The organism is uncultured Sphingosinicella sp., from assembly GCF_963974575.1.
Taxonomy (GTDB): domain Bacteria; phylum Pseudomonadota; class Alphaproteobacteria; order Sphingomonadales; family Sphingomonadaceae; genus Sphingosinicella.
The window spans coordinates 41,951-56,086 of record NZ_CAXBBQ010000006.1; the positions used below are offsets into that span (position 1 = coordinate 41,951).

Genomic DNA, 14,136 nt, shown 5'->3' on the forward strand with positions numbered 1-14,136 from the left:
CTAGGCCGTCTTTCCAACTTGATCGTCTATCCTGCCGAGGCTCTCATCGCGCCCCATCACTTCAAGCACTTCGAATATACCCGGCGACGTCGTGGTTCCCGTTAACGCCGCGCGCAGGGGCTGTGCCAGCTTGCCGAGTCCGATTTGCTCGCGCTCGGCGTAATCCCGCACGACTGCCTCGATGGCCGCGGTTGTCCATTCGCCGACGCCGGCGATAACCTCCCGCAGTGCAGCAAGGCGCCCTCTGCCGGCGCTGTCTAGCAACCCTTCAGCCTTTTCGTCGAGTGTTATTGGGCGCTGCCGAAACAGAAAGACGCTGGAGGCCGCCAACTCGTTCAAATCTTTCGCTCTTGGCTTCAGATGCGGCATTGTGCGGAGCAGCAAGTTTTGCTCCTCCGGCGTCAGATCGCGCGCCAGGGTGGCGGCGATGCGGCGTTCGATCAGCGCCGCCAGCCGCGCGTCGTCGGCGATGCGAAGATAGTGGCCGTTGACGCTTTCCAGCTTCTTGAAATCGAGTCGTGCCGGATTGCGGCCGATGCCTTCGAGCGTGAACACTGCGGCGGCCTCATCCCGCGTGAAGAACTCCTGGTCGCCGTGCCCCCAGCCCAGGCGCAGCAGATAGTTTTCCAGCGCCTCGGGCAGGAACCCCATGTCGCGGTAGGCATCGACACCGAGCGCGCCGTGCCGCTTGGAAAGCTTGGCACCATCCGCGCCGTGGATCAGCGGCACATGCGCATAGGCGGGCTCAGCCCAGCTGAGCGCGCGGATCAGCGCGAGCTGGCGGAACGCATTGTTCAGATGGTCATCGCCCCGGATCACGTGCGTGATGCCCATGTCATGGTCATCGACCACCACTGCGAGCATGTAGGTCGGCGTCCCGTCCGAACGCAGCAGCACGAAATCGTCGAGCTCGGCATTCTTCACCGTCACCGCGCCCTGCACGGCGTCGTGAATCGTCACTTCGCCCTCCTGCGGCGCCTTCAGGCGGATCACATAAGGCGCGCCTTCGGGCGCCTCAGAAGGATCGCGGTCGCGCCAGCGCCCGTCGTAGCGCAGCGGGCGTTTTTCGGCGCGCGCCTGCTCGCGCATCTGCTCCAGCTCTTCCGGGCTCGCGAAGCATTTGTACGCCCCGCCCGTCTCCAGCAGGCTCCGCGCCACCTCGGCGTGCCGCGCCTCGCGCTCTGACTGGTAGACGATCTCGCCGTCCCAATCGAAGTCCAGCCACGAAAGCCCGTCGATGATCGCGTCGATCGCTTCCTTGGTGGAGCGCGCCTTGTCGGTATCCTCGATGCGCAGCTTGAAGGTCCCGCCGGTCGCCTTCGCGTACAGCAGGTTGAACAGCGCGGTGCGCGCGCCGCCGATATGGAGGAAGCCGGTCGGGCTCGGTGCGAAGCGGGTGACGACCGGGGCTTTGGCGCTTGCGCCCATGAATATCCTGTCCGAAACTGAAGAAAGTCGCGGGGGCTCTATCATAACGCTGCCAGCCGTTCAAACCGGGCCGGTCGAGGCCGGAGCGTCGCCGCGTGCGCGTCTGTTCCGCCTGCACGAAGCCATCGAAATTTGGCTCGCGGAGGAGCGGCACCAGCTTGTGCTGTTCGCGCCCGTCGCGCTCGGCCTCGGTATCGCGGCCTGGTTCACGCTGCCGACACCGCGTGAATGGGCCGCGGCGATGCTGCTCGGCGGCGCGCTGGCCGTGTTCGGCCTGCAAGCAAATGGCCTTCCACGCATAGCGCTTGCTGCGTTCGGGCTGCTTTTTGCGCTCGGTATCGGCACCGCGTGGCTGCGTGCCGAGCAGGTCCGCGCGCCGGTCGTCGAGCGCTCATGGCGCGCGCTTATGATCGAGGCCACGGTGGATGGCGTCGAATTCCGTCCTGCCGAGGGGCGAACGCGCCTGCTGCTCACGGATATTTCCGGCTTGCCGCCCGGCCTCAAGGCCCGGGTCGGTATCCGCGGCGATGCGCCGGCGGGTATCGCCCCCGGCGCGCGCGTCACTCTGCGCGCATCGCTGTCGCCGCCGCCCGGACCGAACATTCCCGGCGGCTATCATTTCGCGCGTCGCGCGTGGTTCGACGGCATCGGCGCCGTCGGTTACGCGCTTTCAGGCGTCACAGTCGTTACGCCCGCGCCGCCGCAAGCTGGCCTCGTCCGCCGCTTCGAGGCGTTCCGCAGCGCGCTTACCAAACGCCTGCAGGATGGCGTCGGCGGCAGGGAAGGCGGCCTCGCCGCCGCGCTTGTCACGGGGGATCGCGGCGGCATCCCCGAAGACGTCACCGAAGCGATGCGCGATAGCGGCCTCGCGCACCTCATCTCGATCTCGGGGCTGCACATCGCCGTCGTGGTCGGCGGCGTGCTGTGGGGCACGCGTCGCCTGCTCGCGCAGAGCGAACGCCTTGCGCTCGATCTGAACATCAAGCTGATCGCCGCGCTTACCGCTGCAGTCGCAGGCATCGGCTACACGCTGATTGCGGGCGCCGAGGTGCCGACGGTGCGCTCCTGCATCGCCGTCCTCATCGTGCTCGTCGGCCTCGCACTGGGGCGAGAGGCGATCTCGCTGCGCCTCGTCGCGGCGGGGGCCTTTTTCATTCTTCTCGTCCGCCCCGATTTCCTGCTTGGGCCAAGCTTCCAGCTCAGCTTCGCCGCCGTCACCGCGATTGTCGCGCTCTACGAATCGCCGCTCGGTCGTCGATTCAATGCCGGAAAAGAGGCGGGCCGCGCCGCGCGCCTGTGGCACGGCGTTCTCGCGCTCCTCGCCACCGGTATCGCCGCCGAAATCGCGCTCGCGCCGATCGCTTTTTTCCACTTCAACCAGATGGGCCTATACGGCGTCGCCGCGAACCTCGCCGCGATCCCGCTCACCAGCTTCGTGATCCTGCCGCTGCTTGGCCTCTCGGTGTTCCTCGGCGCAGTCGGGCTCGCCGCGCCGATCGACTGGCTGCTCGGCCATGCGCTCGATCTGCTCATCCGCGTGGCCGAGATCGCGGCGGCAATGCCCGGTGCCGTCTCCCGGCTCCCCGCCGCGCCGGACTGGGCGTTCGCCGTGCTGATCCTCGGCGGCGTCTGGTTCTGTCTCTGGCAGACGCGCCGCCGCTGGCTGGCGCTGGTTCCTGTCGCGATCGGCGCCGTGGGCATGGCGACCGCGCAGCCGCCCGATCTCATCGTCGATGGGGACGGCAAGCACCTCGCCGTGGTGCGGGACGGAAAGGTCGCGCTCCTGCGCGCGCGCGCCGGAGACTATGTGCGCTCGATGTGGGCGGACGCGGCAGGGGAGGCGATAAGCGGCAATCTCGAAACCCTGCCGGACGCGCGCTGCACACCCGATGCCTGCACCGCGCGCATCATGGCGGGCGGCCGTGCATGGACGCTGCTCGCGACACGCTCGGGCCTTCTCATCGACCGCGCCGCGTTCGAACCCGCCTGTGCCGCCGCAGACATCGTCGTCAGCGATCGCCGCCTGCCATACTGGTGCGCTCCGCGCTGGCTGAAACTAGACCGTTCCAGGCTCGCCGAAACCGGCGCGCTGTCGATCTGGTTGGACGGGCCGCGCATCCGTGCCGTCGCGCGTGAGGACGGGGCGCACCCGTGGGCACGGCAAAAGCCCGCCCCGGAAGGCAGCCGCATGTTGCGCCGCGCGCCAGAATAGGATACCCCCCTATGGTATGGCACATCTCCAGGAAACCGAACGCAAGGACCGTCTTGTTGCCCGTGTCCGTCGCATCGCCGGTCAGGTCACCGCGATAGAGCGGGCGATCACCGGCGAGGCGCCGTGCAGCGAAACCTTGCATCTCGCCGCCGCGGTGCGCGGTGCCGTCGCCGGGTTGATGGATGAGCTCGTCGAGGATCACCTGCGCGCGCACGTCGCAGCGCCGGGGCTGAGCGATGCGGAGCGCGCGTCGGGCGCGGACGAACTCGCCACCGTGCTCAAGCGGCACATGCGCTGAAGTGGAGGCGAGATTGAGCGGTCTTCCCGGCATCGCCGATGGTGCCCATTCCCACGATTTTCTCGGCAAGAACCACGATGCGAACGCGCGGCGAACGCTCTGGGTGGTGCTGCTGACGGCGTTGATGATGGTCGCGGAGATCATCGCAGGCTACGCGACAGGCTCGATGGCGCTGCTTGCGGACGGCTTCCACATGGCGACGCACGCCGGCGCGCTCGGCATCGCCGCGATCGCCTATGCCTATGCACGCCGCAATGTCGATAGTCCGCGCTATTCGTTCGGCACCGGCAAGGTCGGCGACCTCGCGGGCTTTGCCTCCGCGCTCGTGCTCGGCGTCATCGCGCTCGGCATCGCGTTCGAATCCGCGCTCCGGCTCGCGCGTCCGGTCGATGTCGCATTCGGCGAAGCGACGATCGTCGCCGTGGTCGGACTTGCCGTCAACCTCGTCAGCGCCGCGCTATTATCCGGCGGCCATCATCACGGACACAGCCACGGCCACGATCACCATCATGATCATCACGGCCATCATCACAGCGACAATAACCTCCGCGCTGCCTACCTGCACGTGCTTGCCGATGCGCTCACATCGGTTCTCGCCATCGCCGCGCTGCTCGCCGGGCGATATGGCGGCTGGGTCTGGCTTGATCCGGTCATGGGCATCGTCGGTGCCGTCGTGATCGCGCGCTGGTCGTGGACGCTGATGCGCGATACGTCAGCCGTGCTGCTCGATGCCGCCGATCCACACCTCGTCGCGGAAATCCGGGAATGCGTGGAAACGGGTGACGCCAGCATCCGCGATCTTCACGTCTGGCAGGTCGGCCCCGGGGTTCACGCGGCGATCGTTTCCGTATCCGGCATCCCGCCGGAAACCGCCCGCGAACGCCTGCGTCCCGTACACGAACTCGCGCACCTCACGATCGAGGCGCGGTAATTCCGAAAATGACGCGCCGAAAATGGTGAATTTCCGTGACCCGGAGCGGAGCGTACGAAAGGGACGTGAGCACCGGAAGCGCGGAAATCCGCCATTTGCAGGCCGTCAGAACTGAATTAAGCCTCAATTGTAGCGGCGCAGCAGCCCCACGAGCTTGCCCTGCACGCGCACGCGGTTCGGTGCATAGCGCTGCGCGGTATAGGCGCTGTTCGCCGGGTCGAGGCGGATTTCGCCCTTGTCGCGGCGGAGGTATTTGAGCGTCGCTTCGTCTTCATCGACCAGCGCCACGACAATCTCGCCGTCGCGCGCCGTGTCGCATTTCTGCACGAGCGCATAGTCGCCGTCGAGAATGCCCGCCTCGATCATCGAATCGCCGGAAACCTCCAGCGCGAAATGGTCGCCGGAGCCGCCACCGAGCAGGGCTGCGGGAACCGACAGGCTACGATCGCTTTCCATCGCCTCGATCGGCATACCCGCTGCGATCTTTCCGTGCAGCGGCAGCGTGACGATGTCATCGTTCGCCGCCTGGACGACAGGCATCTGCCGCGGCGGAGCCTTCGGTGCCGTACCGATTTCGGGGAAGCGAAGCACTTCAAGCGCACGGGCGCGGTTCGGCAGCCGCCGGATGAACTGCCGCTCCTCGAGCGCATTCACCAGCCGGTGCACGCCCGACTTCGATTTGAGATCGAGCGCGTCCTTCATTTCCTCGAACGAGGGCGAGACGCCGCCCGCCTGCAGCCGCTCGTTGATGAACATCAGCAGTTCGTGTTGCTTGCGCGTCAGCATGTCCGGTTTCGCCCTCCGTGTTTCACGACTCGTCCACAACATGTTCCGTTTTTCGTGAACGAATGGGGAACATTTAGGGGGTGGCGAAAATCCTGTCAAGCGCGAGCACGGGAACATCCGCGCCGGCTTCCATCGCCGGAGCGCCTGCCGGGCGAATGATGAGCGCGTTCGCGCCAGCGAGCACGCCGAGCATGGAGGAATCCTGCGCATCGAACGCGTGTACGCCGTCTGCCGTCAGCCGCGCGCGCAGGTGATCGCGGCGGTTGCCGTTGGCGGGCAGGGGGGCGAGCAGCCGCGCCGCGGTCACGGGATCGGTGTCCATGCTTCCGGCCATGCGCCGCAGCATCGGCAGCGCGAACAGCACGGCGCAGACGAAGGCGGAGACCGGGTTGCCGGGCAGCCCGAGCACGCGCGCACGCCCAAGCGATCCGGCGATCAGCGGCTTGCCCGGCTTGATCGCGACCTTCCAGAAGTCCAGCGCCGCGCCCGCGTCTTTCAGCGCGGCCTGTACGAGATCATGGTCGCCGACCGACGCGCCGCCGATGGTGACGATGAGGTCCGCATCGCTGGCCGCACTCAACCCCTTGCCGATCGCGCCCAGCTCGTCGGGGAAGATTCCGAGGTCGCGCACATCCGCGCCGCCTGCGCGAAACAGCGCCGCCAGCATTACGCCGTTCGAACTCACGATCTGGTCCGTCTGCGGCACGGCGCCCGGTGCGACCAGTTCATCGCCCGTCGCGAGGATCGCGACGCGGGGGCGCCTGATTGCGAGGCTGCCGTGCCCGGAAGCGGCGGCAAGGCCGAGGTGTTGTGGGCTAAGCCGCGTTCCCGCCGCGATCAGCCGCTCGCCTGCGCTGAAATCCTTGCCCGCGACGCGGATGTGCGCGCCGAGGCGCGGCGGGCCTTCGCCCGTGAGCGTCAGCAGCTCGCCCTCGCGGCCAACCTCTTCCTGCACGATGACCGTATCGGCGCCTTGGGGCAGGGGCGCGCCGGTGAAGATCCGGGCTGTCTCACCCGCGCCGACCGTTCCGGCAAAGCCTCGTCCCGCGGCGCTTTCGCCGACGACGCGCCACGGCCCCGGCATATCGGCCCAGCGGATCGCGTAGCCGTCCATCGCGGAAGACGGGAAGGGCGGCTGCGTCAGCCGCGCGGTGAGGTCATCGGCAAGCGTCAGGCCGGCAGCGTCGGCGAGCGGAAGGTCTACGGGCGGAACCGGCTCACAGGCCGCAAGCAGCCGCGCCAGCGCGTCCTCGTAGCTCAGCATCCGCCCGGCGCGGTCCAGTCGCCGGATTTGCCGCCGGTCTTCTTCAGCAGGCGCACGCCCGAGATGATCATCGCCTTGTCCACGGCTTTCACCATGTCGTAAATCGTCAGCAGCGCGACGGAAGCCGCTGTCATCGCTTCCATTTCAACGCCCGTGCCCCACGTCGTCGAAGCCGTCGCCTCCACGCGCACGCCGCCGTCCTCCAGCGTGAAGTCCACGCCCACGCTGGTCAGCGGCAGCGGGTGGCAGAGCGGAATGAGGTCGGCGGTCTTTTTTGCCGCGGTGATCCCCGCGATGCGCGCCACCGCGAGCACGTCGCCCTTTACCACCGTGGCATCACGCACGGCCGCGAGCGCTTCAGCGGACATGGCGATATGCCCTTCGGCGATCGCCGTGCGCGCCGTCACCGCCTTGCCCGAAATGTCGACCATGCGCGCCTTGCCGGCCTCGTCGAGGTGGGTGAGCGCCATTGATCAGCCCTCCAGCAGCCGCTTCGTCGCGGCGGTGACGTCATCCTGCGCCATCAGCGATTCCCCGACAAGGAAGCTGTTGATGCCGTGCGCCGCCAGCCGGTCAAGGTCCGCCCGCGTCCGCAGCCCGCTCTCGCCGACAAGCGTATAGCCTTCCGGCACGTCCGACAGTTCAACCGAAGTCTCAATATCTACATACAAAGTCTTGAGATTACGGTTATTAACGCCCAAAAGCCGCGATTTCAAATGGGTAAGCGCAGCATCGCGCTCGACTATATCGTGAACTTCGACAAGAACATCCATCCCCCACCCGAACGCCGCATCCTCCAGCTCCCGCGCCAACCCCATATCGATCGCCGCCACGATGATCAGGATCGCATCCGCCCCAATCGCCCGCGCTTCCGCCACCTGATACGGATCGACCATGAAGTCCTTGCGCAGCACCGGCAGCGGCACCGCCGCGCGCGCCGCGATCAGCTTGTCGTCGCTGCCCTGAAACCAGTGCTCCTCGGTCAGCACCGAAAGACACGAAGCCCCGCCCGTGCGGTAAGCGCGCGCCAGCGCCGGCGGATCGAAGTCCGCGCGGATCAGCCCTTTGCTCGGCGACGCCTTCTTGATCTCCGCGATCAGGCCGTAGCGCCCTTCCAGCTTCGCCGTGTCGAGCGCCGCCTTGAAGCCGCGCGGGGCGTCTGCTGCGCGCGCGGCCCCCTCGATCTCCCCGATCGGCCGCGCGGCCTTCCGCGCCGCGACGACGCTCCGCTTATGGGCGCAGATGTCCGCCAGCACATCGCTCATCGAAAGGCCTTCCAGCGTTCGAGCAACGCCCGCGCGCACCCATCGTCCAGAGCCGATGCGGCAAGCGCGGCACCCGTGGTCCAGTCGTGCGCCTTGCCCGCGACGATCAGTGCACCTGCGGCATTCAGGCAAACAATATCGCGGTAGCCTCCATGCGCACCCGCGAGCAGGTCTAGCATCGCCGCTGCATTCTCCTCCGGCGTCCCGCCCCGGATCGCCTCCGGCACGTGCCGCGCGAGACCGGCGGCTTCCGGGCTTACCTCTCCGGCTTCGATATATGCAGCGGTCAGACGTGTGTAGGTTGTGGGTCCTGTGACGGTCAGTTCGTCGAGCCCGTCGCTTCCGTGCACCACCATCGCCGCGTCGGCGCCTAGCCTCTGCAGGGCCTCGGCAATCGGGAGCACCCATTGCTGCCCCGGCACGCCGACAAGCTGCCGCTTTACCCCAGCCGGGTTCGCGAGCGGTCCGATCATGTTGAAGATCGTCCGCCGACCGATCGCGCGGCGCACACCTGCGACACGCGCCATCACCGGATGGTGTTTTGCGGCGAACAGAAAGCCGATGCCGATCTCGGCAAGCGAGCGTTCCACCGTGTCCGAGGCGAGGTCGAGATCGATGCCCAGCGCGGAAAGCACGTCCGCCGCGCCGGACTTCGAGGATGCCGCCCGGTTGCCGTGCTTGGCGACCGGCACACCGCACGCCGCGACCACGATGGCGACCGCTGTCGAAATGTTGAGCGTATGCGCGCCGTCTCCACCCGTGCCGCACACGTCGATGGCACCTTCGGGCGCCGCGACGAGCCGCATACGGCTTCGAAGTACGCTTGCCGCCGCGACGAGTTCGTCCACCGTCTCGCCGCGCTCGGCAAGGCCGGTCAGGAAGCGGGCAATCTCCGCGTCCTCCACATCGGCGTTCAGGATAGCATCGAATGCCGCACGCGCTTCCGCCTCGCCAAGTGGCGCTTCGGTCCCGGGCAGGTGTTTCACGCGGCGAGATCGCGCGGTCGCGGCGTCAGCGCCGCGATCCGCATGAAGTTGGCGAGCATGTCGTGGCCGTGCTCGGTCGCGATGCTTTCGGGGTGGAACTGCACGCTGTGGATCGGCAGGTGCGCATGGCGGAAACCCATCACCGCTTCATCGTCCGACCATGCATTCACGATCAGGCTTTCGGGAATGTCCTCCACGATCAGCGAATGATAGCGCGTCGCGGTGAAGGGCGAAGGGATGCCCGCGAAAAGCCCGGTGCCATCGTGGCGTACAGGCGATGTCTTGCCGTGCATCAGGTGTCCGCGCACCACCTTGCCGCCGAAATGCTGGCCGATCGCCTGATGACCGAGACAGACGCCGAGCAGCGGCTTCCCAGTGTCCGCGCACGCTGCCACCATGTCGAGGCTGATCCCGGCTTCGTTCGGTGTGCAGGGGCCGGGCGAAATCAGAAACGCGCTCGCCCCGCTAGAAAGTGCCTGCCCGGCGGAAATCGCATCGTTGCGCACCACCTCCACCTCCGCGCCCAGCTCCATCAGGTAGTGGACGAGGTTCCAGGTGAAGCTGTCGTAATTGTCGATGACGAGGATCATGGCGCGACCGCCCTAATCAAGGGACGCGGGGAGGGCAAGTTATTGCCCGTATCCCGACTCTCCGGCGCGGGTGATGGCATCGCGCGCAGCGGCAATGAGCGCGCCGGATTTGGCCTCGCACTCGCGCTGCTCATAGGCGGGGGTTGAGTCCGCGACGATGCCTGCGCCGGCCTGAATGTGCATGGTGCCGTCCTTCACCACCGCGGTCCTCAGCACAATGCAGCTGTCCATCGATCCGTCGGGCGAGAAATAGCCGACGCCGCCCGCATAGGCACCGCGCTTCTCGGCCTCCAACTCGGCGATGATCTGCATCGCACGCACCTTGGGCGCCCCGGAGACTGTGCCCGCCGGGAAGCCGGCCATCAGCGCATCGATGGCGTCCTTGTCCTTCGCGAGGTCGCCGCGCACGTTGGAAACGATGTGCATCACGTGGCTGTAGAACTCCACTGTGTTGCGTTCTGTCACCGAAACGCTGCCTTCCGACGCCACGCGGCCCACATCGTTGCGTCCGAGATCGAGCAGCATCAGATGTTCGGCAAGCTCCTTGGGATCGGCGAGCAGACTCTCGCGGTTCGCCGCGTCCTCAACCGCATTCGCGCCGCGCGGGCGGGTGCCGGCAATCGGGCGAACTGTCACTTCGCCCTCACGCACGCGCACCAGGATTTCCGGGCTGGACCCGATCAGCGCGAAGCCCGGCAGGTCGAGCATGTAAAGGAACGGCGAGGGGTTGATGCGCCTCAGCGAGCGGTAGAGGCTGAATGGAGGCAGTGCGAACGGGATCGAGAAGCGCTGCGCCAGCACAACCTGAAAGATATCGCCCGCGACGATATAGTCCTGCGCGCGCCGCACCATCTCGGCATAGCGCGTCGGGTCGGTGTGGTGTGTCACCTCGGCCGAAGCGGGCGCGGGCGTCTCGCGTGCGGTTTGCGGCAGCGCGCCCGCAAGCCGCGCCTCGGCGGTTTCGATCCGCTCGATGGCGGCGGCAAGCGCTTCGCTCGCCGAAAGGTCGCTCGGAAAAACGGGTGCGGCGATGAAGAGCTCGTCTTTCAGGCGGTCGAACGCCATCAACAGCGATGGGCGCACGAAGAGCATGTCGGGAAGCCCTAGCGGGTCTTTCTCCGGCGTCGGCACCGGTTCGACAAGCCCGATCGTCTCATAGCCCATGTAGCCGACGAGGCAGGCGAAGGCGGGCGGCAGGTCCGGTGGCAAGTCCATGCGGCACCCGGCGACGAGATCGCGAAGCGCATCGAGCGGCGCGGCGTCGACGGGCGTGAACACGTCGGGCGCGGAAGCGAAACGGGCGTTGATCTCCGCCTGCCGACCGCGAACCCGGAACACGAGATCGGGCGCGAAACCGAGCAGCGAATAGCGCCCGCGTACCGTCCCGCCTTCCACGGATTCGAGCACGAACGCGCCAGATCCCGCCTTGCCGAGCTTCAGCATCGCGGAAACCGGGGTTTCCGTATCAGCGATGCGCCGCGTCCAGACGAGTTGTGGCCGTCCGGCCTCGTAAACCCGCGCGAAGTCCGCGGCTTCGGGGTGGATCATCGGGCGCCGATCAATTGGGCTGGTCGGCGGTGCCCAGATAGCGCTGCTTTAGGCGTTCGAGGGCTTTGTCGTTCCGCTTGACGCCAACAGTGGACATGATCGCGGCCACGAAATTCTGGGCATACTCGTTCGTTGCGGCGGTCTGCATCTGCGAACGCATCTGGTCGAGGAAAGCGGGCGCCTCCGCCAGATCACCGGGCTTCACGTCCGCGACGTGCACGACGAACCACGCGCCATTGCGTGGCTGCGCGAGCGCCCGCGCATCACCCTTGGAAAGTGCGAAGCCAAGGCCGATCGGCGGCGGAACGGGCTCACGCCGCGCTGCGATTTCGATTCGGCGTGCCGTGAAGGTCTGCACCGGCGGCAGTTTGTTTTCCGCAAGCAGGCCGGCGAGCGGCTTGCCGGCCTTGAGACCCGCAACAATCTTGTCAGCAACAGCCTTCGCGGCATCCATCTGGCGCTCGAAGGTCAAGGCGGCCGTCAACTGCGGTTTGATATCGGCAAGCGGGACCGGTGTCGGCGGCACCACCTCTTCCACGTCCATCAGCGCATGGAGCGTATCGGAAATATCCTCGACAGTCGGCTCGTCGTTCTCCTCGGTCGCGAAAGCGCGCTCGATAAGCGGACGGATGCGCTGGTCGAGCTGGAGACCGGATTCGCCGAGCATCAGGCCTTCGCTCGTGACGGGCGGAACGCGGACCACGGTGAGGCCGAGGTCTTTCGCCGCTTCGGCAACGCTTGCACCGTCGGCAAGCGCATCGTCCGCCTTCTCGACAATGTCGGCGACAGCATTCGCGGCGAGATCGGCTTCGACCGCCGGAAGAATCTCGTCCTTCACTTCGGCAAGCGTGCGCGCGGGCTTCGCTACGACGGCATCGACATGCACGACATGCCAGCCGAATTCGCTCTGCACCGGCCCGGCGACCTTGCCGGATGCGGCCTTGAATGCCGCGTCCGCAACTGCGTCCGCAGTCTGGTCGGCCATCGCGCTTTTGGAGAGCGTCCCGAGCTCCAGGTCGGTTTCACCGTAGCCTGCCACATCCTTCGCGACAGCCGCGAAGTCTTCGCCCGCATTCACCCGCTTTGCGATCGTGTCGGCCTGAACCTTGTCCTGCACCACCACCTGACGCAGCGTTCGCGTCTCGCTCGCGGCGAATTCGCTGGCATGGCTCTTGTAGTAATCGGCGAGCGCTGCATCCGTTACCTTCACCGTCTTCGCGATCTCAGCGCTGTCGATGAGGGCGTATGTAATGCGGCGGCGTTCCGGCACCGTGTAGTTGGCGATGTTCTTCTTGTAGAAGGCTTGGAGGTCGTCGTCGCTCAGCTTCGGGGCGGGGAACGACTGTGCAGGCACGGCGCCGATGTTGAGCGTGCGCTGTTCAAGCTGCAGCGCCGTGAACGGTTCGGCGAGCTTGCGCGGCGTCATCGGGATCGAATCGACGAGGCCGAGCAGCTGGCGGCGCACGACATCGCCGCCAATCTCGCGGCGTACCATGTCTTCCGTAAGCCCCTGCGAGGAGATGGCCTGCCGGAACACATCTTCCGAGAAGCGCCCGTCGGGACCGCGGAACGCCGCGACCGATGCGATTTCCGCATCCACCTGTCGCTTGCTCGGGCCAAGGCCCAGCTTTTCGCCCATCGCGGTGAGCGCGTGCGAACCAATCAGGCGCTCGAGTACGCCTTCCAGCATCCCGCCGCGCACGGCCTGCGCCGCCGTGATGCCCGGCTGTTCCTGCCGCATCGTCGCGAGCTGCCGGTCGAACTGGCTGGAGAGCTGCGTATCGGTAACGTCGTCCCCGGCGATCACGGCCACCGTGTTCGCCGCAGGGCCGCCGCCGAACGGATCACCGATGCCGGTGACGATGAAGGCCACGAGCACCAGCCCGAGAAGGGCAAGGACGATCCAGGACGAGAGGGCCTTGCGGAAGAAACTGATCATCGGGAGCCTTTGGTCTTTCGCGCGCGTTCAGCAATGAAAATAGCGCCCGGTTTATAGGTAGGTGCGGCAGGCGCGGCAAGCGCGCCCTTGGCTTGTCTGTGCGTGCGTTGCTAAGGCCTACCGCAAATACACATGGAGAGTTTGATGGAAAAGCCGATGCTGGTTGCAGGCAACTGGAAAATGAACGGTTTGAAGGCGGCGCTCGCTGAGGTGGAAGCGATCGCGCGCGCAGCGGATAGCGCGCCCTCCCGCATCGAGGTCGCCCTCGCGCCGCCGTTCACGCTCGTCGGCCTTGCAAAGGATGCAGCGGAGGGCTCACGCCTGCGCATCGGCGGGCAGGATTGCCACGCGAACCCATCGGGTGCGCATACGGGCTGTGTCGCCGCGGCGATGCTCGCCGATCTCGGCTGCGACTTCGTGATCGTCGGCCATAGCGAGCGCCGCACCGACAACGGCGAAACCGACGCGATCGTGAAGGCGAAGGCCACCGCCGCCATCGGTGCGGGCCTGCGCGCGATCATCTGCGTGGGCGAGACCGAGGCTGAGCGTGATGCGGGGCGTCACCTCAATGTCGTCGAGACACAGCTTGACGGCTCACTCCCTGATGCGGACCCGGCGAGTGTCGTCATTGCCTATGAGCCCGTGTGGGCCATCGGCACCGGGCGCACGCCGCTCGCGGGTGATGTGGACGAGATGCACAACGCCATCCGCGCGCGCCTCGTCGCCCGCTACGGCGAAGACGGCCGCCGCACCCTCATTCTCTACGGCGGCTCGGTGAAGCCGTCGAACGCGGCCGAGCTGTTCGCCGTGCCCGAGGTCGGCGGCGCGCTCGTCGGCGGCGCCAGCCTCAAAGCTGCGGACTTCCTGCCGATCATCGCGGCAGCCTGAG

The 14,136-nt window shown here is 66.8% G+C and carries 13 protein-coding genes; 4 read left to right on the forward strand and 9 right to left on the reverse strand.

The genetic code is table 11. The annotated features are described in order from the left end of the window. Positions 1 to 1,428: a glutamate--tRNA ligase gene (gltX, locus tag AAC014_RS12050; protein WP_339708804.1), complete on the reverse strand. Its 1,428-nt coding sequence runs from the start codon at positions 1,426 to 1,428 to the stop codon at positions 1 to 3. On the opposite strand from gltX, the gene AAC014_RS12055 reads away from it, so the two are divergent. The 3 genes from AAC014_RS12055 to dmeF are packed head-to-tail and all read left to right on the forward strand — an operon-like array spanning position 1,427 to position 4,869. Then, the gene (locus AAC014_RS12055; protein ID WP_339708806.1) at positions 1,427 to 3,640 is read left to right on the forward strand and encodes a ComEC/Rec2 family competence protein; all 2,214 of its coding nucleotides are present in this window, start codon (positions 1,427 to 1,429) and stop codon (positions 3,638 to 3,640) included. The two genes, gltX and AAC014_RS12055, sit on opposite strands and share 2 nt — an antisense overlap. Before the next feature lie 16 nt (positions 3,641 to 3,656). After that, complete coding sequence (locus AAC014_RS12060) at positions 3,657 to 3,938, forward strand: metal/formaldehyde-sensitive transcriptional repressor (RefSeq protein WP_339708808.1); 282 nt, start codon at positions 3,657 to 3,659, stop codon at positions 3,936 to 3,938. 13 nt (positions 3,939 to 3,951) lie between these two features. Further along, positions 3,952 to 4,869: a CDF family Co(II)/Ni(II) efflux transporter DmeF gene (gene dmeF, locus AAC014_RS12065; RefSeq protein WP_339708810.1), complete on the forward strand. Its 918-nt coding sequence runs from the start codon at positions 3,952 to 3,954 to the stop codon at positions 4,867 to 4,869. A 123-nt stretch (positions 4,870 to 4,992) separates the two neighbouring features. Here dmeF and lexA read toward each other — a convergent pair whose 3' ends face one another. The 8 genes from lexA to AAC014_RS12105 form a co-directional block, all read right to left on the reverse strand. Beyond that, positions 4,993 to 5,655 (reverse strand): transcriptional repressor LexA, encoded by a 663-nt coding sequence (gene lexA / locus AAC014_RS12070; protein WP_339708812.1) that lies wholly within the window; start codon positions 5,653 to 5,655, stop codon positions 4,993 to 4,995. 73 nt (positions 5,656 to 5,728) lie between these two features. Next, positions 5,729 to 6,919: a gephyrin-like molybdotransferase Glp gene (gene glp / locus AAC014_RS12075; RefSeq protein WP_339708814.1), complete on the reverse strand. Its 1,191-nt coding sequence runs from the start codon at positions 6,917 to 6,919 to the stop codon at positions 5,729 to 5,731. Then, positions 6,913 to 7,389, reverse strand: coding sequence for a cyclic pyranopterin monophosphate synthase MoaC (gene moaC, locus AAC014_RS12080; protein WP_339708816.1), 477 nt, complete (start codon positions 7,387 to 7,389; stop codon positions 6,913 to 6,915). The genes glp and moaC overlap by 7 nt, the downstream gene beginning before the upstream one ends. Positions 7,390 to 7,392: 3 nt before the next feature. Next, positions 7,393 to 8,184 carry an indole-3-glycerol phosphate synthase TrpC gene (gene trpC, locus AAC014_RS12085; RefSeq protein ID WP_339708818.1) on the reverse strand — a complete coding sequence of 264 codons (792 nt, stop codon included), beginning with the start codon at positions 8,182 to 8,184 and terminating at the stop codon, positions 7,393 to 7,395. Beyond that, positions 8,181 to 9,170 (reverse strand): anthranilate phosphoribosyltransferase, encoded by a 990-nt coding sequence (gene trpD, locus AAC014_RS12090; RefSeq protein WP_339708820.1) that lies wholly within the window; start codon positions 9,168 to 9,170, stop codon positions 8,181 to 8,183. The genes trpC and trpD overlap by 4 nt, the downstream gene beginning before the upstream one ends. Then, complete coding sequence (locus AAC014_RS12095; protein WP_339708822.1) at positions 9,167 to 9,760, reverse strand: aminodeoxychorismate/anthranilate synthase component II; 594 nt, start codon at positions 9,758 to 9,760, stop codon at positions 9,167 to 9,169. The genes trpD and AAC014_RS12095 overlap by 4 nt, the downstream gene beginning before the upstream one ends. Positions 9,761 to 9,799: 39 nt before the next feature. After that, on the reverse strand, positions 9,800 to 11,308 hold the full coding sequence (trpE, locus tag AAC014_RS12100; protein ID WP_339708824.1) for an anthranilate synthase component I: 1,509 nt from the start codon (positions 11,306 to 11,308) through the stop codon (positions 9,800 to 9,802). A gap of 10 nt (positions 11,309 to 11,318) precedes the next feature. Continuing rightward, on the reverse strand, positions 11,319 to 13,247 hold the full coding sequence (locus AAC014_RS12105) for a SurA N-terminal domain-containing protein (protein WP_339708826.1): 1,929 nt from the start codon (positions 13,245 to 13,247) through the stop codon (positions 11,319 to 11,321). A gap of 144 nt (positions 13,248 to 13,391) precedes the next feature. Between AAC014_RS12105 and tpiA the strand changes: the two genes are divergently transcribed. Next, the gene (tpiA, locus tag AAC014_RS12110) at positions 13,392 to 14,135 is read left to right on the forward strand and encodes a triose-phosphate isomerase (RefSeq protein WP_339708828.1); all 744 of its coding nucleotides are present in this window, start codon (positions 13,392 to 13,394) and stop codon (positions 14,133 to 14,135) included. Position 14,136 lies beyond the last annotated feature (1 nt).

Bases quoted from the DNA above. Each gene is read 5' to 3' on its own strand.
- AAC014_RS12055 (WP_339708806.1), top strand. From the start codon at position 1,427: ATGAATATCCTGTCCGAAACTGAAGAAAGTCGCGGGGGCTCTATCATA.
- gltX (WP_339708804.1), bottom strand. From the start codon at position 1,428: ATGGGCGCAAGCGCCAAAGCCCCGGTCGTCACCCGCTTCGCACCGAGC.
- AAC014_RS12060 (WP_339708808.1), top strand. From the start codon at position 3,657: ATGGCACATCTCCAGGAAACCGAACGCAAGGACCGTCTTGTTGCCCGT.
- lexA (WP_339708812.1), bottom strand. From the start codon at position 5,655: ATGCTGACGCGCAAGCAACACGAACTGCTGATGTTCATCAACGAGCGG.
- glp (WP_339708814.1), bottom strand. From the start codon at position 6,919: ATGCTGAGCTACGAGGACGCGCTGGCGCGGCTGCTTGCGGCCTGTGAG.
- moaC (WP_339708816.1), bottom strand. From the start codon at position 7,389: ATGGCGCTCACCCACCTCGACGAGGCCGGCAAGGCGCGCATGGTCGAC.
- trpC (WP_339708818.1), bottom strand. From the start codon at position 8,184: ATGAGCGATGTGCTGGCGGACATCTGCGCCCATAAGCGGAGCGTCGTC.
- AAC014_RS12095 (WP_339708822.1), bottom strand. From the start codon at position 9,760: ATGATCCTCGTCATCGACAATTACGACAGCTTCACCTGGAACCTCGTC.
- trpE (WP_339708824.1), bottom strand. From the start codon at position 11,308: ATGATCCACCCCGAAGCCGCGGACTTCGCGCGGGTTTACGAGGCCGGA.
- AAC014_RS12105 (WP_339708826.1), bottom strand. From the start codon at position 13,247: ATGATCAGTTTCTTCCGCAAGGCCCTCTCGTCCTGGATCGTCCTTGCC.
- tpiA (WP_339708828.1), top strand. From the start codon at position 13,392: ATGGAAAAGCCGATGCTGGTTGCAGGCAACTGGAAAATGAACGGTTTG.